Origin of the sequence: Nostoc sp. LPT, assembly GCF_017115165.1 — a bacterium.
Taxonomy (GTDB): domain Bacteria; phylum Cyanobacteriota; class Cyanobacteriia; order Cyanobacteriales; family Nostocaceae; genus Nostoc.
This window is the reverse complement of sequence record NZ_JABXKF010000175.1, coordinates 59,514-77,463: the sequence shown is the minus strand read 5'-3', so window position 1 is coordinate 77,463 and position 17,950 is coordinate 59,514. Positions and strand designations below refer to the sequence as shown.

The window sequence follows — 17,950 nt, the reverse complement described above, 5'->3', positions numbered from 1 at the left end:
ATGTTTCTCAAAACGGAGCAGATAAAAGAATCTCTTGAGCCATTAAAATCTCTTCATCCCTTTTATGGCATTACATTTTTAGTGTGCAAAAAAGCACCTTTACCTATTGGTGATACAATCCAATACCCGATCAACGCAAAAGAGACAGAATTTCTTGAAGAGTATTTTAAACCAGAAAAACATTCTAAATATTTTTATCAGGTCTTTAAAACTTCTAATCCAAGCAAACGTTGGCTTTCACCAAAATATCCTAGTTCAGGATCGCAAAGTACAAGAACAAGAGGTGACTTGGCTAATGCTTTTATTCATCCTAAAAATACGGATATATGGGGATGGCAAACAAACTATGTTGAAATCCTACGCGAACATCGGAATCGAACAAGGGTAGAATTAATTCCAAGCTTTCATGTAGCGGTTTGGCTTTATAGGGAAAGAAACTGGGAATTAAACACAACCGCTGAAGATATAGTTAATACTTTTTTAGAAGAGTTTCTTATCTCTGATGAAGAAAAGCATCTTTTTGATTGTTCTATTCCACAAGATAATGTATTAGAAGAGTTATTTCAAAATGAGCAAATAACTTTAAGAGATTTACAAGCAATTATTGGAAAACCACCTGATTCTGTCCCAGAAGAAGGCGGAACACTACGTTTTTTGGAAATTCAAGGAGTAGGGCCAGCGAAAAAGTTAGTTTTTCAGCCAGGGGAAAGACTTACTTTAATTACTGGAGACAATGGGCTAGGAAAAACTTTTCTACTTGATTGTGCTTGGTGGGCTTTAACCGGAAAATGGGCTGGTTTACAAGCATATCCAATGTCGAATACTAGAAAGAATGAACCTGTTATAGGATTTCAAATCTCAGGAGATTCTGAGTCAGAAAGCATAAGAGTATCTTATAACTGGCAAACTCAAAGTTGGAAACCACCTAAAAAACGTCCTACTATTCCAGGCTTGTTAGTATATGCAAAAGTTGATGGATCTTTTGCAGTTTGGGATCCGGCTAAAGAATATCTAGCTGCTCAAGAGCTTGGAGAAAGTGATTCGACTCCGCGTCCATTTGTTTTTACTATAGATGAAGTTTGGGATGGACGCGACATTGAGATTGGAGGTCGAAAAACTACTTTTATTAATGGTTTACTTCAAGATTGGATTCAATGGCAAAGTAGACCAGAAACTTTTCCTTTTGGCACTTTAGAGAAAGTACTCGAACGCTTATCTCCTCCTTCACAAAGTGATTTGGGAATTTTAAGACCAGGGGAACCTGTTAGAATTCCATATGACGTTAGATCTATGCCAACAATTGAACATTCTTACGGAAGGGTTCCAATAGTCTATATATCCGCAGGGGTTCGTCGTATCGTAACACTTGCTTACCTGATTGTTTGGGCATGGGAAGAACACAAAATTCAGTCAAAACTGATTCGCAAAAAACCTCAAAAAAGGATGGTTATCTTAATTGATGAATTGGAAGCTCACTTACATCCACAATGGCAAAGAGTAATTCTATCTGCTTTATTAGATGTTAGAGAAGATTTAGCAACTGATTTGCAAGTGCAACTGATGATTGCTACACACTCTCCCATGATAATGGCATCTGTGGAGTCTACATTTGATGAGAAGTTAGATAAGCTATTTCTTCTGGAGCTTGCTAAAAACGACTTACTTAGCAATGAAATAGAGTTGCTTCAATTACCGTTCATTCGCCAAGGACGCATTGATGCTTGGCTGACATCAGATGTATTTGGCTTAGGGCAACCTCGTTCAGTTGAAGGGGAGCAGGCTATTCAGGCAGCAAAAAAATTACAAGAAGAAGATAATCCTAATTCAGAGAATGTACAAAAGGTTTCAGATGAACTGAGAAAATACTTAGCCGAGGATGACGAGTTTTGGTCTCGGTGGTTGTTCTTTGCTAGGCAACATGGAGCGTCCTTGTGATTCCTATTAGACAGCAACCTGAACCAACAGACTTTGAAAGTAAAGTGAGATCGAAGGGAGTAGCCTTTTTGCAGACTGTTCCTCGACCGAAGACTTGGGATAATCGTGAATATTGGAGAGAATCCTTGAAAGATTTGTATGGAGCTTACAACCAAATTTGTGCTTATTCTGCTCAATGGATTCCCTGGATTGAAGGAAGCCCTACTGTCGATCATTTTATTCCTAAATCTGTAAAACCAGAACTGGCATATGAATGGAGCAATTTCTGCTTATCTTGTTTAAAGATGAACGCTAGGAAGAGGGATTTTCAAGATGTTTTAGATCCATTCCAGATAGAAATTGACTGGTTTATATTAGATTTTCCTTCCTTACTTATTAAAGTCAGTCCAGTTTTAGAAGAACCCGTTAAAAGCCAAGTAAGAAATACTATTAAGCGATTAAAATTAAACGATGATGATGATTGTGTAAAGCATAGACAAGACTGGCTTATTCAATACTGCAAGGGAAAAATTACATTTGAGTTTTTGAAGGAGACAGCCCCATTTATCGCATACGAGTTGGAACGGCAAAATCTTGTCGAATCGATTGCCTTTATCATGTCTGTAACTTAGAATTAGAAGGAATAAAGTAACTATATTTTGTAGAGATTACTCTAAAATCTTTTTATATAACGTCCAGTTGGCGAACCCAAAACCTGTCCGTTATTATAAATAAGATTTCCACGTAAAAAGGTACTCTTCACTCGTCCAGTTAACTCTACTCCTTCAAAGGGTGTATAACCTTGTTGTGACTCTGATTCAGCCGCACGTACCACAAAGCTTTCATTGGGGTCTACCAGCACCAAGTCAGCATCATAGCCAATGGCAATATCGCCTTTTTCTAACAAACCAAAGCGTTGCGATGGGTTCCAAGATAGCAACTTAGCCATGTGGTTGTAAGACATTCCTCGCTTACTACCTTCACTAAATACACCAGAAAGTAAATATTCTGTACCGCCAAAGCCAGACTTTGCTAACCAAATATTATTCAGGTCTTTAGCACTTCTTTTTTGTTCAGCAGAACAGCAAGCATGGTCGCTAACTATCCAATCTACTTGATGGTTGAGTACTGCTTGCCACAAGTATTCCACATCAGCACGAGGACGAATAGGAGGGTTGACTTTTGCCCAAATTGTATTAGGGGTATCGACATCTAATAGCAAATGTCCGACAGTAACTTCTCGCCGAAAGTTGATATGGGGAAAAGCAGTTTGCATAGTCAAAGCTGCTTCCATTGCCTTACGCGAACTCAGGTGCAACAAATTGATATTTGCACAGTTAGTCTCATGTGCCAAATAAGAAGCAATGCAAATTGCTAAACCTTCAGAATGAGGGGGACGCGCTGCGCTATAGGCGTGTAATCCGCTAAGACTAGAATCGTTTTCAACTATTTTGGTATAAGCGTTAAGAATTTCTGCAACTTCGCAGTGCAAACTCAAGCTGATAGTATCTCGCGCTTTTGGATGTGCTTCCATCAAGCGAGTTAGACCGCGCATAATAAATTCAAAATGGGCGAAATCGTACCGTTCCTCTTTATTAATCATTAAAAAGAGGTTTTGCTGGTCTGACAAACCATGCAACCCATATCCGCCATAAAACATGAAAATTTTAAACGAAGAGACACCGTGTTCTTCAAACAGTAGAGGTATTTCGTCGATATGCTGGCTAGCTATAGGTGCGATGTGATAGCTGTAATCTACAAAAAAATTACCTGCGGATAACGCCAACACCTCTGGAAAAAAATCGCGGTAGGAACCGCCTTTGTTAAGATAATACTGCCCTGTACGGATGTAATTTAAGCTGGTAGTCACGCCTCCCATTGCGGCTGCTTTGGTTTCAGTTACAGCATCTTTGTCGAGCGATTGATAGATACCGATGTGCATGTGGGCATCCACGACCCCAGGAAAGCCTAACAAGTTTTGGGCATCAAATACCTCTTTGCCTGTGTCTGGGCTAATATTAGGGGCAATCTGAGCAAATTTTCCATCCTTAATGCCTAAATCAAGTAGTTCGATTGCATCCTGATGGGGACGAACTACCCGCACATTTTTGATAATTTGATCTAATACGGGAGTTTCAGACACAATAGACCTCACACTAAAATGAGTTTAGTCAGGAATTCCAACATCGAATCGGGACGAAGACCAAATCCCATCATTATATAACGGTTTTTTATGAAATCATCTTCAGGAGCAAAGACAATGGAAAGTTTTAATGAGTATCATATAGACCCCAAAAAATTTACTTTCCTCAAAAGTTTTGCAGATAACTGGCAAGTGATTAGAGATGAGTTTAAACGCTTTATTAAGAATGCATCTGATGACGAGTTAAAGTTAACTTATGATATTTTGGGGCCTAAAAGTCAAACGATTAAAACAAAAGGTGATGCAAAATATAGTGCTTTTGGAATTTTATTTCAAGGTATGTTTATTGAAAAATATATTCAGGCGCATCAAATACAATATCCTGATTATGGCCCAGATGATGCATTACAAAAAGCACTTATATTAAGAGAGAAATATTTCCCCAAGTTGGCTAAAGTAATAGAAAAAGTCAACTTGAGCGATGATGGAATCATCAGAAATGTGTATTTTGGAACATTCCATCCAGGCTTGGATATCAAACTGCATGTAAACTATAACCCTCACATGAATCGTGGCTATTTAGGATTAATCGTGCCAGAGGGAGATGTGGCTATGAAAATATGCCATGAGCAACTTTATTGGCATGAAGGAAAATTCCTGGTTTTAGATCATAGCTATCCACACTGCCCGCATAATTACACCAATTATGATAGAACTGTCTTGGTTGTAGACTTTTTTAAACCTAATAAGCCTAGAGAAGAAGTTATCCGATTTGAGAAAGAGCAAGTCATACAACGTATGCAAGATAATCCTTACAGCTTAGGCGTTTTTGGTAAAAGTGATAAAGCTAAAGAAGAAGATTTTATCAAGTATGGTTTAGCTCATCAGTTAGAGTGGGATAAAGCTTTATAAGCTTAGTATAATGCACCTTAGATTTTTGATGGTGCGTTAGCTAAAAGTATAACGCACCCTACATTTATATTTATTAAATTAATATAGGTAAATGAACGCAAAAACTTACAAAAAGTTAATAGCAAAGCAACTTAATCAAGATTTTAAATCTGCCGTTGAAGTTGTCGAAATTCCTATTTCTAAACCTGCGTCTAGTGAACTTTTAATCCAAAACAAATTTGCTGGTATTAATGGTGGCTTTGACACCTTACTTTGTCGTGGTGATGTTCCCTATGTTAACTTGATTCCTCCCTTTGATTTGGGTGTGGAAGCAGTGGGAAAAGTTGTTGCTGTGGGTGAGAATGTTAAAGATTTTCAAATAGATGATGCTGTAATAACTACGGCGCGTGGTGGCGGTTATCGAGAATATCAGCTTATCGATGCAAACTTAGCAATGAAGGTGCGGGAAGCAACGCCAGAGTTGCTAACACTAATGCCTACAGGTGTATCAGCTTTAGTGGCATTGGAACAAGTGGGAGAGATGAAAAGTAATCAAGTGGTTTTAGTGACAGCAGCAGCAGGGGGAACTGGTCATATTGCGGTGCAATTGGCAAAGCTAGCTGGTAATCATGTCATTGGTACTTGCAGTTCTGAGGCAAAGGCAAAGTTACTGAGAGAATTAGGGTGCGATCGCATTATTAACTATCGCACAGAAAACCTCAATCAAGTCCTCAAGCAAGAATACCCCAATGGGATTAATTTAATTTTTGAGTGTGTAGGTAAAGAGGTTTTTGATACCTGCGTTGAAAACTTGGCAGTGCGGGGACGCTTAGTAGTGGTTGGTTTCATCTCCGAATACGCAAAAAATTTAGAACAAATTACACAACCACGCCTTTATCACCAGCTATTTTGGAAAGCTGCTTCTGTGAGAGGCTTTCTCATGCCTCATTATAAAGAATATATGGCAGAGGCACGCGATCGCATCTTTTACCTCTTCTATACAAACAAACTTAAAGTTGCTGTTGACCCAACACAGTTTCAGGGCATAGAATCAATACCCGACGCTGTAAAATATCTTCTCAGTGGCCAGAATTGTGGCAAAGTAGTGGTGAGGTTTTAAGTAACACGGTATTAGTTTATATGCAGTCGGGGGTGAGAATGACACAAAATTCAGAAAATACTTTAAAAGTTGCTCAACAGGCATTTGAGAATCTTACACATGGGATGGCAACAGGAGAGTGGGAAGCATTGTTAGATATGCTCACAGAAGATTTCACCCTTTGGTTTCCAATGGCAAAATTCCACGGTTTAAACGTGGGAAAAGAGCGAGCTAGAGAATTTTTCGAGTACGTTTCTGAATCCTTTAGTCCTGGGTTGAAGCTGACTGGTCTAGACCGTGTTACGAGCAATGAAACGACAGCTGTTTTTGAGTTTCGGGATGAGGGGCTTTTGTTCGGACAGCCTTACAAAAATCGGGTAGCAGTTTCTTTTGATGTGCGTGGAGACAAAATTTGCAGTTATAGGGAATACTTTGGCAGCGATGGGAAATCCTATTAAATAATTCGTAATTATTTAATTCATTTTTATTAGTTATTCTCAGGGTTGAGTTCGTTGATTTCTCTGCACTTAGTCTCTGCGGCTTGATATGCTGCCAGATAGTCTTGACCACCCAACATTACATCACCGTAATATTCATAAGGTGGATCGCCATAAATTGGCAATGGATCGTCTTCTGGATAATCTTCTTTTGATTCTTCAATGATGGCTTTCAGTTTTTTAACAGTCAGACTATGTGCTGCAAAATACCAGATTTCTTGGGGATTTTTGTTTAGGTGAGGTAATGTGGGATCGATAATGCGGACATCGGAGGCGTCGTCTAGCTCAATCCAACTGTGTTCAATCGGTCTATATGGCTTCCCAGCAAATGCTAAAAATCCCTGAATATACCTTGCTCCCTCAGTAGATAATGCTGCTTTATAAGCATTGTCAAACGGAGTGCTAGCTCTGCTGTTTATCTGTTCAGCAATTTTGATTGACAGCGTTTCATCCAATAGTTTGTTCATCAATAGCAAGGATTAGAGCAGCCATGAAAACATATTACCACTGCTACTTACCATTTTGCTTGGGCATGGGGCATTGGTTATTCACTAATGACAAATGACTAATAACTAATGACAATCGCATTTTTATTCTCTTCCCAAAAATAAATAAATATGTGGAAAAGTTAAGAGCGCACAGCTAGCTGCACGCCCTTACTACTTTTATCTATAAAATCACGGCGTTGTGGAGGGATCGAGTTTTAGCCGAGCCGTTTTGGGACGACAAGGACTTCCCCAACAAACCTGCCCAGAAGGCATATTAGTAAAAACACTACTCCGAGCGCCAATCACAGCATTAGCCCCGATTTGCACTCCTGGCCCAACAAAACAATCTGCCGCTACCCATGCACCATTGTCAATGGTAATACTCGCTGTTTTCAACCCAAAGGCAGGATCTTGGAGATCGTGACTACCAGTACACAGATAACTTTTTTGCGAAACTACGCAATGTTCACCAATGTGAATCTGATCGAGGCTATATAAAACTACGTTATCTCCAATCCAACTGTAGTTGCCAATAGTAACTTTCCAGGGGTAGGTGAATCGGGCCGTGGGTCGAATTAATACACCTTTGCCGATACGAGCGCCAAATAATCGTAGCAAAGCACAACGCAGAATATTTAACGGTTGAGGAGTTAGAGGAAAGGCGATCGCTTGTACAAACCACCATAATAAAACATACCAACTTGGACGCCCCCGATCAAACCAAGATTGATCATATTTGCGTAAATCTACGAAAGGGTCATTAGTCATTGGTCATTAGTCATTGTTATTTTTCTCCTGCTTCCCTGCTCAATAACTGCTTCCTGATCACCCAACCTCCCTCATCTCCCTCATCTCCCTTATCTTCCCATCTTCCTCCTTCGGGATAGTTGCAGTATTTAAGTGACCACCACAGTTGCGTAATTCGTAAAGTTTAACGCCAATTTGATATTCATATTGACTTAGCAAACGTGCATAGATATATCCTGCTTTGCCATCTAAAAAACCGCGTTGAATTATATAAAACAAAACAAATCGCAAAATGGGTTTAAATGGCAGGCGTACCCAAGCTTTTTTCAAAAATCGTTTGCGTTGTACGGCATCACCAAATAGATTAGCGCCGATAGTACCGCTATCATTTTTACCTGTAAGAATATTAAAATAAACCCTGGCTTCCCAGTTGGAATAGCGGTTATGGCGTTCTAACCAGTGATAAAGGTCGCGGAAGTCTTCGTGGAGCATATCATTTTTGAGATACCCAACTTTTCCCTGCAAAATTACGTGTTCGTGAACTTCGTTATCACCAGTATTAGGAATATCTTCTGTATTTAGATTTTCGTAGCGACCTTTTTTATGTTGAAATAAACGTAGATTCCAATCAGGATATTTACCACCATAACGAATCCATTTTCCTAAGAAAAATACGCGGCGGTTGAGATAATAACCTGTATATTCATCATTTTGAATTGCTTGGTCAATTTCTGACCACAGTTCGGGGGTGATGCGCTCATCACAATCTACAATTAGCACCCACTGATTACGAAAAGGTAGATTATCTAAAGACCAGTTTTTCTTTTTGGGCCAGCGTCCATTGAAGTTGAATTGCACGACATTTACACCGTGACTTTTAGCAATTTCAATGCTGTTATCGGTACTTTGAGAATCTACTACAAATATTTCATCTGCTCTGCTGAGGCTAGCAAGGCAAGCAGGCAAGTTAGCTTGTTCGTTTTTTGCCGGAATTAGTACTGAAACTGGTATTTTAGATGACATATTGAGTAGAAATTATGTTACTAGTTATTTCTTCTTTGATGTAGATAAAAGACCTTGAATAGCAGCATTTAAGTAACCAATCTGACCGTAAGCATACACCAGTTTGTCAAACCGTTCTGCTGGATCGGAGAAATATTGTAATGCCTTATACAAGCCTCGCACAAACCGTTCGCTACCTCGCTGTAATTGAGCGATCCCAGCTTTACCAGCGAGTTGTTCTCGATAGCATTCACTGATACCCTGCCACCAACCCCGGTTTAAAAACCAGGAGCGTTGGAGGCGCTCTGGAGCTACATTGTGAGCGACGAGTGCTTCGGGAAGATAAGCGACTTGCCAACCACGCTGTAGAGCAAATTCGGTCATTTGCAGTTCTTCGTTAGATAATAAATTTTTACCCACTCGACCGAGATGAGGATCGAAACCGCCAATTTCTTCTAGGAAACTGCGGCGGATGGAATAATTTAAGCCTCTAGGTGTTGAGCCAGGTTGCTCAATGTAGATGTTATTGTCACCTAAGTCGTATGCACCCAGATTTGCAGCTAGCCCCGGAGATAGCCACCGTGGTTGTTGAATTCCTGAGGGCCACAGGAGAGTGACTTTGCCACCTGCGATCGCTAGCTTAGAATTATTGTAATAGGCAGAATATAAAACTTGTAGCCAGCCCTTACTGGCAACGGCATCATCATCTAGATAAGCAAGAATATCACCACTGGCTACCTTTGCACCCGTGTTACGGGCGACAGATAAACCAATGGTGGGTTCAAAAACATACTTCAGGCGCGGATTGTGGGTTCTTTGTTCTACAACCTCACGAGTGCGATCGCTAGATCCATTATCAACTATCACAATTTCAAAGTCAGCAGCAAAATCCTGTGCTAAAAGACTATCAATTGCAGCCCCTAAATAGGTATCTCGATTGTGAGTACAGATAATGGCAGAGATTTGGATATCTGGCATAGATTTAATTTTGGATTTGAGATTTGGGACTTTCCTGCAGAACGCTACGCGTAGCTTGCTTCCCCGGAGGGGTACGGCTACGCTCAGTCGAACGATTTTAGATTAAAATCTTAAATCCAATGCTATAACTGCTGAGAGTTAATCTAAACCAAAAGTTACCGACCTACCAACCGAGTTTCTTCGGAAATAATCTTTAAAACTTTACGTTTGTTGAATATGACTGTGTAAAACTACAAGAGTTTGCGCCAGTTGACTAAGGCGGGTTTCCAAAGATTGCTTGCGCCCTAACAGTTGACGTAACTTTTGGTAACGAGCGATCGCCATACTAACATTGGGAACCTGATCCGGTGGACATGGGCGCGACCAAACTTTACCTGTATCGTCTACACCACAGAGGCGATAGCCAGTAATAGATGATTGATAAGATACTTTTCCACCAGTGGCGCAAATTTCTTCTACGTAGTTCATTAAGCGGTCAACTTCTGCATGGCGAAGTGTCGCGGTTCCTCCCGGTTCTGGCTCGGTGGGATTGGATTCTAACCAACCATTGACAATTGGCCCTTCTAAGTAAATATCCTGAATTTGCTTCAAAATATTTTGCAATTCTGTTTGCCAACCAGCGACAGTTTCCTGAATTTCTTGCAATAGATTCATCGCCAATGCTGGATTCGCACCGTGGCGATGGCTACTAAAGTTCGGAGTTTTCAACTTGGGTAGACTGGGTGTTTTGCTACCATTCTCTTCTGCTTGAAAGGTCTGCACAGAGTCATGGTGAGGAAAGAAATTTTGTTCACAAGAATAATCACTCTCAGTCTCTTTGCCCAATTCAACAAGTTTCTCATCCTGAGAGGATGGAATTTGTGTACTTTCTGTGGGTTCGTTAGCTCCGACGCTGATTCTAAAAGAGAAAGGCCGTTTTGTCGTCGAATCACCTGTTTCGGCAGTAGAGGCAGTGCCGCGATTCCCTAAATCGTGTAGAGTTGCTTCAATGCGTTTTAAGCCTGCGTTCATAAAGATATCCTAAAGTTTGCTTTCCCCAGTGGTATTGAATAATTGAGAATGGGGTTGTTGGGATTTTTGGCTTTTGCCAGTTGTAGCATCAATGATGTTGGTGCTAATTTTATCCCTTAAAAGTTATTTGAAACCAAAAATCTCACCGATGAAGTAAAAAATTGTGGTAATAAATTGTAACCGTGGGTATGTGGAGGACGCAGGAGCCAAAAGATTGGAAGTTGGAATTTAATCTGTTGCTCTCAATCCCATCTAAATTCCAAGCCACGAAATCGGAGATTTTGGTGGAGGACTTAAACTGCAAGCTCACTTGCGATAATAACCGCAAGAGGCGACGGCAATATTTCTTCTGTATCCTGCCTCTGTTGTTAAAATACTTAGTAAAAAACTTTGGGTAAAATCATCTTAGTAACAGGGCCAGCACGATCTGGTAAAAGTGAATGGGCGGAAACTTTAGCTATGCAGTCAGGAAAAGCAGTTGTTTATGTAGCAACAGCCACCGATAACCTAGACGATCAAGAGTGGCACCAACGCATTTTAGAACACCAACAACGTCGTCCCCAAGACTGGGTAACTCTATCTGTACCCGTGGAACTTTCTGCTACCCTTGCTGATGCCAAACCCTATACCTGTCTCTTAGTTGATTCTTTAGGGACTTGGGTTGCTAATCTCCTAGAACAGGATGAATCTAGCTGGGAAAATACGCTTGCAGAGTTATTAGAGACGGTGGAACTGGTTGCTGCTGATATGCTGTTTGTAGCAGAAGAGGTGGGTTGGGGTGTGATCCCAGCTTATCCCCTTGGGAGGACATTCCGCGATCGCCTTGGTTCTTTAGTACGCCAGCTAGCAACACTTAGCGAAACTGTTTATTTAGTGACTGGTGGCCATGTTCTCAATCTCAGCATCCTTGGTTCGCCATTGCCAAATAGAGGTGATGCTGGAACATTCAGGAGTCAAGATTCTTAACTGTTGATTCAAATTAATCCCAAATTTAAAATCTAAAATCTAGAATTGTATTATGGCAACCAAACAAGAAGTCAAACGATACCTTGCCTACTGGTTTCAGTTGGGTAAAAGAGTGATTACGGGCAACGGTGAGGCAAGCTTTTTGCCTCAATCGGTGCTAAATGGCGATCGCTATAGTGAAGAATTTGAAGAGTGTTGGCAAAAAATTATTTCACCGGAATCGGGTGATTGTTACCTTGAGGGTACATATGAAACCATTGCTGAATTGTTGACACCAGCATGGAATATGCTCCCTTGCAGCCGATGCAGTATGCCAATAGCCGCGCGAAACGTCGGGATGCCGGCGTTGTTATGTCCCTGCAATGATTTACCTAACTGGCCGAATACTGAATTGCCAGCACCGCGAGAGCCAATTAAAACTCAAAACCAACTCCAAACAATTCGCGATCGGCTTGTAAAGAATATTACATAAACAAACAACCAATTTGGAAATCTGACAACTTTTTTCTAATTTTCTAATTATTTGATTATTTTAATTTCTTCTGTAGTGCCCTTGAGTCTCACTAGAGAATTTTTGTATGCCTATACTAGCTCTGACTTTTCACGGCATCTGGAAAACCTCACTTCTATTTCTCTCTCCTAAAAGGAGAGAGACTTTGAATTTTCCCCCTGACAGTAACAAAAGTTTTTCCGCTTCCCTCTCCTCGTAGGAGAGGGTTAGGGAGAGGTCGGGAAGGGGGTTAGGGGGTTAGGTTTTTGGTGGACTTTTCCACATAACGTGAAAAGTTAGATACTAGCTAGGGGAAAAATAACTATTGGTTATTAACTAAAGTTCATTGCAAAGCAGCGATGTCTATGGTGAGCTACGCTAATGCACTACAACTGATTTTATTAGAAGGAGTGATCGCTTGTATAAAGTTCATTGCAAAGCAGCGATGTCTACGACGGTCTACGCCAATGCTCCAACAAAAGTTACGAGAATCATCAAATTTTAATTAGCAGCACAAGATGTAGCGACAAGCGAGGAGTTATGAGGCGATGCAGTGGGTACTTGAGCAACTAGAACCACGTTCCCATTGGCATCTAGAATCCATCCTTGGGCTTCTACAATTTGAGTAGGCTCATTGACAGAATTAACCTTCTGTGATTTTTCTTCTGTGTATCCCTGCGTCTGAATAACTACTCTTTTCTGAATACCCTCAGCACGATTCTGACTCTCTGGAGGGAGGGCGATCCAATCTGCTAGCACTGCATCATCAGCTATCAATGGCTCTGTGGGATCGGCTTGTATTCCTCCACGTCCAGTAGTGACAAACGAACTTCTTCCTATTTTTCCACTAGAACTACAACTAGCAGCAACTTGCTGCGAAGCATCAACCAGATTTACGGGTAGTTCCACTAATCCTTTACTGGGGTCAGCATCTGGTGAGTTGATTTGTACAGTGCCACTTAATGAAGGGTTTTGCTGAGAAAATGCAGTGATGTCACTTGTTGGTATGTTATTCGGGTTTATATTTTTTGGATCGAGCCTCTCCACCTCTGCACGAGTGCGTGACACAAACCCAAAGGTATTCTTAGCGGCGATCGCGATTTTACCACCAGAACCAAAGTTGGCATTGGCGGTAATATCGCTATTTCCAAAAGGAGTGGCGACAAGAAAGCCATTAGGTGCATTGATGGTGATATTACCGCCAGTTTTATCACCTCCGGCATTAGTAGAGATTTGACTGTTGCGACGCATCAGTAATAAGTCCCGCACCTGTACCGCAATGTCACCGCCTTTACCTGACTCACTATCAGATGTGAGTTTTCCTTTATCCAGGAGGATGGAACGAGCGTTGACATTGAGTTCGCCTGCTAGACCTAAATTGGGTACACCCCCTTGATAGTTAACATTTTTTCGAGCTTCACTGCTGACAGTTATTGCCGCCCCATCTTTGATAACCAATCGCCCTGTAGTTAAGGTCAAGTTGCCGCCATTTCCAGGCCCTTGAGTGCCAGCAAACAAGCTACTGAGCCTAGAACCATTTGCTGAGGTTCCCATTAATTCTACGGACTCGAAGGCGTTCACTATCAAATCTCCTCCATTTCCTGTAGCTGGTATAAATTGGTTAGAAAAACGCCCAAGTATACCCTCAGAACTTGTTGATATTACTGCCCCTCCCTCGATACGTAACTTTCCAGTATTAATTATTATGCTGCCAGCATTTTGAGCGCCAAAAGTTGCACTAAATAATCCACTGGATGTTAAATCACTACCATCTGGCAAAGGAGCAATGGGGATGCCTGCGATTAGTTCTACGGAATCTGAGGCGTTGATGGTCAATTGCCCCGCCAATCCCGAACCAACATTGAACATTAAGACTTGCGCTCCATCTTTGACAATCAACTTTCTGGTAGTGATATTTATATTTCCAGAGTTTCCAGTGTCGAAAGTTCCAGTAGACAAGAACGCATTTAGTCCAAGTTCTACAGACTCGGAAGCGTTCACTGTTAAATTTTCTCCTGGTTGCGCTCCCAAAGTAAGAGCCAAAATTTGTGAACCGTCAGTTACCAGTACACGCTGTCCTTGCAGGTGGATATTACCACCACCTTTGCCACTGGTATCTACATTAGATGGAATCTCACTTTGCTGGGTTAGTTCGATGTTCTGAAAATTTTGAACACCTTCATATCCTAATGCCCAACCTTGATTCGTCGAACTTAGACCAACCAAACTATTGCCAGCAACACTTCCTAACTCAATTCTTCCCCCACTTGCCGTTAAATTTCCGCCCTCTAGCGTTAGATCACCGCCTATCAGTGCTAAGGTTTTGCCTTGCTGCACTTGTAGACCAACACCTTGTCCGAAGGTATTAATTGCATTATTTGGACTTGCTTGGGATTGATTGCGGATAGGTCGAGCAGTTGTTCCGAATTGTAAGCCAATAGGAACACTTTCTTTGAGTAGTGGTGCAGTTTGACCAGATGTAGCACTAAACTTTGTACCATCAGCAAAGTTCAAACTACTCGCCGTGCTAGCCACAAATGAACCGCCAATATTTAAAGAAGCATTGGGCCCAAAAACAATTCCGTTAGGATTAATCAGAAATACGTTGGCTGTGCCGTTAGCTTTGAGAATGCCATCTATATTAGAAACAGAATTACCTGTCACCCGACTGATGATGTTCTGAATATCGATTGCATTGTTAAAATGGGCTGTCCTTCCCTCAGAGACAGAAAATTTTTCAAAGCTGTGGAACAAGTTTGTACCACGAACTGCTCCACCATCAATCTGGTCTATAGGCTGACCATCGATTACCTTTGGTGTAATTATTGAACTTTCAGATCCGAGCGTGGCATCTGTTTGAATTTGAGCTAAGGCAAAACTCTCAGCAAAAGTGAGCACTCCAGCAATTACTAAAGTACTCACTATTCCTAACTTCCACTGGCAACTGCTTCGATTTTGAGACATGAAAAACTTGCGCTCAAAAAATAAGAGTTTATTAAAATACTGCTTTTTGCTAATTAGTGATGTTAGTACGCTGATGTCATCTCTGTAGCCTAACTACTACATAAAAGCAAAGTTTAGTATTTTTACATTCACTAGAATAAACTCTTTGCAGTCCGAAGATTAAATTATTTAGCAGTAACAGCCTAAAGGGCTGCCAGTTGACGGGCAAGGGATACACAATGCTTTTTTGACTAACACAATTTCTGGTATTGAAGCTGTTGAAGTTTCTGCCAATAATGCATTAGGTTGCTCTTCATCAACTGCATCATCAGATTTGAGTTGATTGGGGTCGAGATTACACTGCCAATGAATTCTCAAGACTCTATATTCTAATAGGCCGTACTTTTCAAGCACTGAATGTAAGTCAGCATTTTCTAGGCTTTGATCCATTTTCTGCTGAATCTCTTCTTGTAACTGCTGTAATATTTGAGGGTCTATGACTTGTTGAGAGCTCATATTGTTTTCCTTCCTGACGGAATGTGTATAATTATTGCTTCAGTTTAGTTAGCAATGATTACGCTGAGTGTCATAAAAGTTCATGTTTCCCTGCGGAATTTCCTTTGCAGCTTATTTTGAGATAACACCAATTCAAATTATTTATTGTAGAGTGGGCATCTTGTCTAGTAAGGGACATCCAAGAATTAAATTACTCAATTATCCTGCTCTCTGCTCCCTGCTCTCTGCTCCCTGCTCCCTGCCCCCTGCCCCCTGCTCCCTGCTCCCCCTGCTTACCTAAACGATTGATTATTTTTTTATTTGGAAGTCCCTAACTAAAATCGGGCTTCCATTCTTGCCTGTTTCCCCACTAATTCTTAATCCCCGTCACAGCAATACCCTGAAGAAATTGACGCTGACCGATGATAAATAATACCATTACTGGCACTGTCGCTATTGTCACTGCTGCCATCATCAAGGGCCAATTATTCGTAAATTGCTCCTGAAACTCAGCCAACGCTAGTTGTACTGTCCTTAATTCTGGTCTTGTCGTAAATACTAGAGGTTTAAACAAATCATTCCACTCTCCGATGAAGGTGAATAAAAACAGCGTTAGCAAGGCCGGACGGGCTAAAGGTAACATCACCCGCCACAATATTTGCAGTCGGTTCGCCCCATCTATCGCTGCGGCTTCCTCTAACTCTACGGGAATTGTCTGGAAATACTGACGTAATAAGAAAATCCCAAATCCGCTAACCGCAGTGGGTAAAATGAGCGCCCAGTATGTATTTATCAGGTGTCCCCACTTCAACACCAAAAAGATGGGAATCACCAATAACTGAAAGGGAATCACTAAAGTTGCTAAAACGACTAATAGCAGTGCTTGGCGTCCCCGAAACTTCAACCGTGCTAGGGCGTAACCAGCCAAAGCAGAAGTGACAATCTGAAACGCCGTCACAGCGATCGCTACCAAGGTAGAATTAGCAAACGCCAGCAAAAATTTTCCCTGTTGCCACGCAACGCGGTAATTTGCTAAAGACCAGTTATTTTTGGACAAATTTTCTGGGCTGGCGGCTGTCGGTGCAAAGGAGGTGAGAAAGACCACAAACAGCGGTAGTAGAACGATAAATGCCCCTAGCAGTAAGATTACTAGGCTCAAAAAATCACCAGATTTTACATTCGGGTTTGGTTTAAACATAACTTGGGTCGCAAAGCATTTATTTCGCTAGTACTAGAGCATTGCCCCCAGCAACAATTAATGTATAAACATAGTCTACTTGTTAAGTTAAATTAAACCACAGTGATTGTTACTCTACAGTTCATAGGGTAAATTCAATCTTGGTGTCAAATAATTCAAGTTTACAGGAGTAAACATAACCATGCAGCAGCTTGCAGACCAATTTAAAGAATTAGATTTCAAGAGCGAAACATACAAAGATGCTTATAGCCGGATTAATGCGATCGTAATTGAAGGGGAACAAGAAGCCCATGAAAATTACATCACATTAGCCGAACTGCTGCCGGAATCTCATGATGAATTGATTCGTCTCTCGAAGATGGAAAGCCGACACAAGAAAGGATTTGAAGCTTGTGGACGAAATTTGGATGTTACCCCAGATTTGCAATTTGCTAAAGAATTTTTCTCTGGACTACACCAGAATTTCCAAATAGCAGCGGCGTCCGGGAAGGTCGTCACTTGTCTGTTAATTCAATCTTTGATTATCGAATGTTTTGCGATCGCAGCATATAACATTTACATTCCTGTCGCTGACGCTTTTGCACGCAAAATCACGGAGGGAGTAGTAAAAGATGAATACAGCCACCTCAACTTTGGAGAAGTTTGGTTGAAAGAACACTTCACAGAATCCAAAGCTGAACTTGAACTTGCAAATCGCCAGAACCTACCCATCGTCTGGAAAATGCTCAACAAAGTAGAAGGTGATGCCCACACAATGGCAATGGAAAAAGATGCTTTGGTAGAAGACTTTATGATTCAATACGGTGAAGCATTAAGTAACATAGGTTTCACGACTCGCGATATCATGCGCTTGTCAGCCTACGGACTCATCGCCGCTTAAAAAGTGCTGAGTAACGAGTGCTGAGTGCTGAGTAGTTCAAATTTCTCAGAACTTCAGAACTCAGGACTTAGGACTCAGGACTGCTAAACCACTTATTTATTTCACGCCTCAAGAAAGTGCTGAGTAACGAGTGCTGAGTGCTGAGTAGTTCAAATTTCAATTCAGAACTTCAAAACTCAGGACTTAGGACTCAGGACTGCTAAACCAC

Annotated in this window: 17 protein-coding genes; 8 read left to right on the top strand and 9 right to left on the bottom strand. The window is 41.1% G+C overall.

Annotated elements, in window-relative coordinates; all coding sequences use genetic code 11:
- Together HWQ58_RS34070 and HWQ58_RS34065 are read left to right on the top strand one after the other, a co-directional pair.
- Positions 1–1,935, top strand: a complete 1,935-nt coding sequence (locus HWQ58_RS34070) for an AAA family ATPase (protein ID WP_292872633.1) — start codon at positions 1–3, stop codon at positions 1,933–1,935.
- On the top strand, positions 1,932–2,546 hold the full coding sequence (locus HWQ58_RS34065; protein WP_292872631.1) for a hypothetical protein: 615 nt from the start codon (positions 1,932–1,934) through the stop codon (positions 2,544–2,546). The genes HWQ58_RS34070 and HWQ58_RS34065 overlap by 4 nt, the downstream gene beginning before the upstream one ends.
- A 41-nt stretch (positions 2,547–2,587) precedes the next feature.
- Here the strand turns inward: HWQ58_RS34065 and HWQ58_RS34060 are convergent, their stop codons facing one another.
- Positions 2,588–4,057 carry an amidohydrolase family protein gene (locus HWQ58_RS34060; RefSeq protein WP_292872629.1) on the bottom strand — a complete coding sequence of 490 codons (1,470 nt, stop codon included), beginning with the start codon at positions 4,055–4,057 and terminating at the stop codon, positions 2,588–2,590.
- A gap of 117 nt (positions 4,058–4,174) precedes the next feature.
- On the opposite strand from HWQ58_RS34060, the gene HWQ58_RS34055 reads away from it, so the two are divergent.
- The 3 genes from HWQ58_RS34055 (at position 4,175) to HWQ58_RS34045 (ending at position 6,505) form a co-directional block, all read left to right on the top strand.
- Entirely contained in the window at positions 4,175–4,969 is a 795-nt protein-coding gene (locus HWQ58_RS34055) for an aspartyl/asparaginyl beta-hydroxylase domain-containing protein (RefSeq protein ID WP_292872731.1), read from the top strand.
- A 91-nt stretch (positions 4,970–5,060) separates the two neighbouring features.
- Entirely contained in the window at positions 5,061–6,068 is a 1,008-nt protein-coding gene (locus HWQ58_RS34050; protein WP_292872627.1) for a zinc-binding dehydrogenase, read from the top strand.
- A gap of 38 nt (positions 6,069–6,106) precedes the next feature.
- The gene (locus HWQ58_RS34045; RefSeq protein ID WP_292872625.1) at positions 6,107–6,505 is read left to right on the top strand and encodes a nuclear transport factor 2 family protein; all 399 of its coding nucleotides are present in this window, start codon (positions 6,107–6,109) and stop codon (positions 6,503–6,505) included.
- Between the two features lie 29 nt (positions 6,506–6,534).
- Here HWQ58_RS34045 and HWQ58_RS34040 read toward each other — a convergent pair whose 3' ends face one another.
- The 5 genes from HWQ58_RS34040 to HWQ58_RS34020 all read right to left on the bottom strand — a co-directional run bounded on the left by HWQ58_RS34040 (position 6,535) and on the right by HWQ58_RS34020 (position 10,770).
- Complete coding sequence (locus tag HWQ58_RS34040; RefSeq protein ID WP_292872623.1) at positions 6,535–7,011, bottom strand: hypothetical protein; 477 nt, start codon at positions 7,009–7,011, stop codon at positions 6,535–6,537.
- Between the two features lie 210 nt (positions 7,012–7,221).
- Complete coding sequence (gene hpsU, locus HWQ58_RS34035) at positions 7,222–7,800, bottom strand: hormogonium polysaccharide biosynthesis acetyltransferase HpsU (protein ID WP_292872621.1); 579 nt, start codon at positions 7,798–7,800, stop codon at positions 7,222–7,224.
- A 57-nt stretch (positions 7,801–7,857) separates the two neighbouring features.
- The gene (locus HWQ58_RS34030; RefSeq protein WP_292872619.1) at positions 7,858–8,802 is read right to left on the bottom strand and encodes a glycosyltransferase family 2 protein; all 945 of its coding nucleotides are present in this window, start codon (positions 8,800–8,802) and stop codon (positions 7,858–7,860) included.
- Positions 8,803–8,826: 24 nt separating this feature from the next.
- The gene (locus HWQ58_RS34025; protein ID WP_292872617.1) at positions 8,827–9,759 is read right to left on the bottom strand and encodes a glycosyltransferase family A protein; all 933 of its coding nucleotides are present in this window, start codon (positions 9,757–9,759) and stop codon (positions 8,827–8,829) included.
- 201 nt (positions 9,760–9,960) lie between these two features.
- A complete protein-coding gene (locus HWQ58_RS34020; RefSeq protein WP_292872615.1) occupies positions 9,961–10,770 on the bottom strand; it encodes a hypothetical protein in 810 nt (269 codons plus the stop codon).
- Between the two features lie 390 nt (positions 10,771–11,160).
- Between HWQ58_RS34020 and cobU the strand changes: the two genes are divergently transcribed.
- Positions 11,161–11,736 (top strand): bifunctional adenosylcobinamide kinase/adenosylcobinamide-phosphate guanylyltransferase, encoded by a 576-nt coding sequence (gene cobU, locus HWQ58_RS34015; protein WP_292872613.1) that lies wholly within the window; start codon positions 11,161–11,163, stop codon positions 11,734–11,736.
- 52 nt (positions 11,737–11,788) lie between these two features.
- Complete coding sequence (locus HWQ58_RS34010; RefSeq protein ID WP_292872611.1) at positions 11,789–12,208, top strand: hypothetical protein; 420 nt, start codon at positions 11,789–11,791, stop codon at positions 12,206–12,208.
- A gap of 519 nt (positions 12,209–12,727) precedes the next feature.
- Here HWQ58_RS34010 and HWQ58_RS34005 read toward each other — a convergent pair.
- The 3 genes from HWQ58_RS34005 to HWQ58_RS33995 form a co-directional block, all read right to left on the bottom strand.
- Positions 12,728–15,190, bottom strand: coding sequence for a filamentous hemagglutinin N-terminal domain-containing protein (locus tag HWQ58_RS34005; RefSeq protein ID WP_292872609.1), 2,463 nt, complete (start codon positions 15,188–15,190; stop codon positions 12,728–12,730).
- Between the two features lie 168 nt (positions 15,191–15,358).
- On the bottom strand, positions 15,359–15,685 hold the full coding sequence (locus HWQ58_RS34000; protein ID WP_292872607.1) for a hypothetical protein: 327 nt from the start codon (positions 15,683–15,685) through the stop codon (positions 15,359–15,361).
- A 349-nt stretch (positions 15,686–16,034) separates the two neighbouring features.
- Positions 16,035–16,862 (bottom strand): carbohydrate ABC transporter permease, encoded by an 828-nt coding sequence (locus HWQ58_RS33995; RefSeq protein ID WP_292872605.1) that lies wholly within the window; start codon positions 16,860–16,862, stop codon positions 16,035–16,037.
- Positions 16,863–17,043: 181 nt separating this feature from the next.
- On the opposite strand from HWQ58_RS33995, the gene HWQ58_RS33990 reads away from it, so the two are divergent.
- On the top strand, positions 17,044–17,742 hold the full coding sequence (locus HWQ58_RS33990) for an aldehyde oxygenase (deformylating) (RefSeq protein ID WP_292872603.1): 699 nt from the start codon (positions 17,044–17,046) through the stop codon (positions 17,740–17,742).
- The last annotated feature ends 208 nt before the right edge of the window (positions 17,743–17,950 follow it).

What these genes read in the sequence shown, in the direction of transcription:
- HWQ58_RS34000 (WP_292872607.1), bottom strand. Translation starts at nt 15,685, where the DNA reads ATGAGCTCTCAACAAGTCATAGACCCTCAAATATTACAGCAGTTACAA.
- HWQ58_RS34055 (WP_292872731.1), top strand. Translation starts at nt 4,175, where the DNA reads ATGGAAAGTTTTAATGAGTATCATATAGACCCCAAAAAATTTACTTTC.
- HWQ58_RS34030 (WP_292872619.1), bottom strand. Translation starts at nt 8,802, where the DNA reads ATGTCATCTAAAATACCAGTTTCAGTACTAATTCCGGCAAAAAACGAA.
- HWQ58_RS34070 (WP_292872633.1), top strand. Translation starts at nt 1, where the DNA reads ATGTTTCTCAAAACGGAGCAGATAAAAGAATCTCTTGAGCCATTAAAA.
- HWQ58_RS34005 (WP_292872609.1), bottom strand. Translation starts at nt 15,190, where the DNA reads ATGTCTCAAAATCGAAGCAGTTGCCAGTGGAAGTTAGGAATAGTGAGT.
- HWQ58_RS34020 (WP_292872615.1), bottom strand. Translation starts at nt 10,770, where the DNA reads ATGAACGCAGGCTTAAAACGCATTGAAGCAACTCTACACGATTTAGGG.
- HWQ58_RS33995 (WP_292872605.1), bottom strand. Translation starts at nt 16,862, where the DNA reads ATGTTTAAACCAAACCCGAATGTAAAATCTGGTGATTTTTTGAGCCTA.
- hpsU (WP_292872621.1), bottom strand. Translation starts at nt 7,800, where the DNA reads ATGACTAATGACCCTTTCGTAGATTTACGCAAATATGATCAATCTTGG.
- HWQ58_RS33990 (WP_292872603.1), top strand. Translation starts at nt 17,044, where the DNA reads ATGCAGCAGCTTGCAGACCAATTTAAAGAATTAGATTTCAAGAGCGAA.
- HWQ58_RS34050 (WP_292872627.1), top strand. Translation starts at nt 5,061, where the DNA reads ATGAACGCAAAAACTTACAAAAAGTTAATAGCAAAGCAACTTAATCAA.
- HWQ58_RS34010 (WP_292872611.1), top strand. Translation starts at nt 11,789, where the DNA reads ATGGCAACCAAACAAGAAGTCAAACGATACCTTGCCTACTGGTTTCAG.
- HWQ58_RS34040 (WP_292872623.1), bottom strand. Translation starts at nt 7,011, where the DNA reads ATGAACAAACTATTGGATGAAACGCTGTCAATCAAAATTGCTGAACAG.
- HWQ58_RS34045 (WP_292872625.1), top strand. Translation starts at nt 6,107, where the DNA reads ATGACACAAAATTCAGAAAATACTTTAAAAGTTGCTCAACAGGCATTT.
- HWQ58_RS34025 (WP_292872617.1), bottom strand. Translation starts at nt 9,759, where the DNA reads ATGCCAGATATCCAAATCTCTGCCATTATCTGTACTCACAATCGAGAT.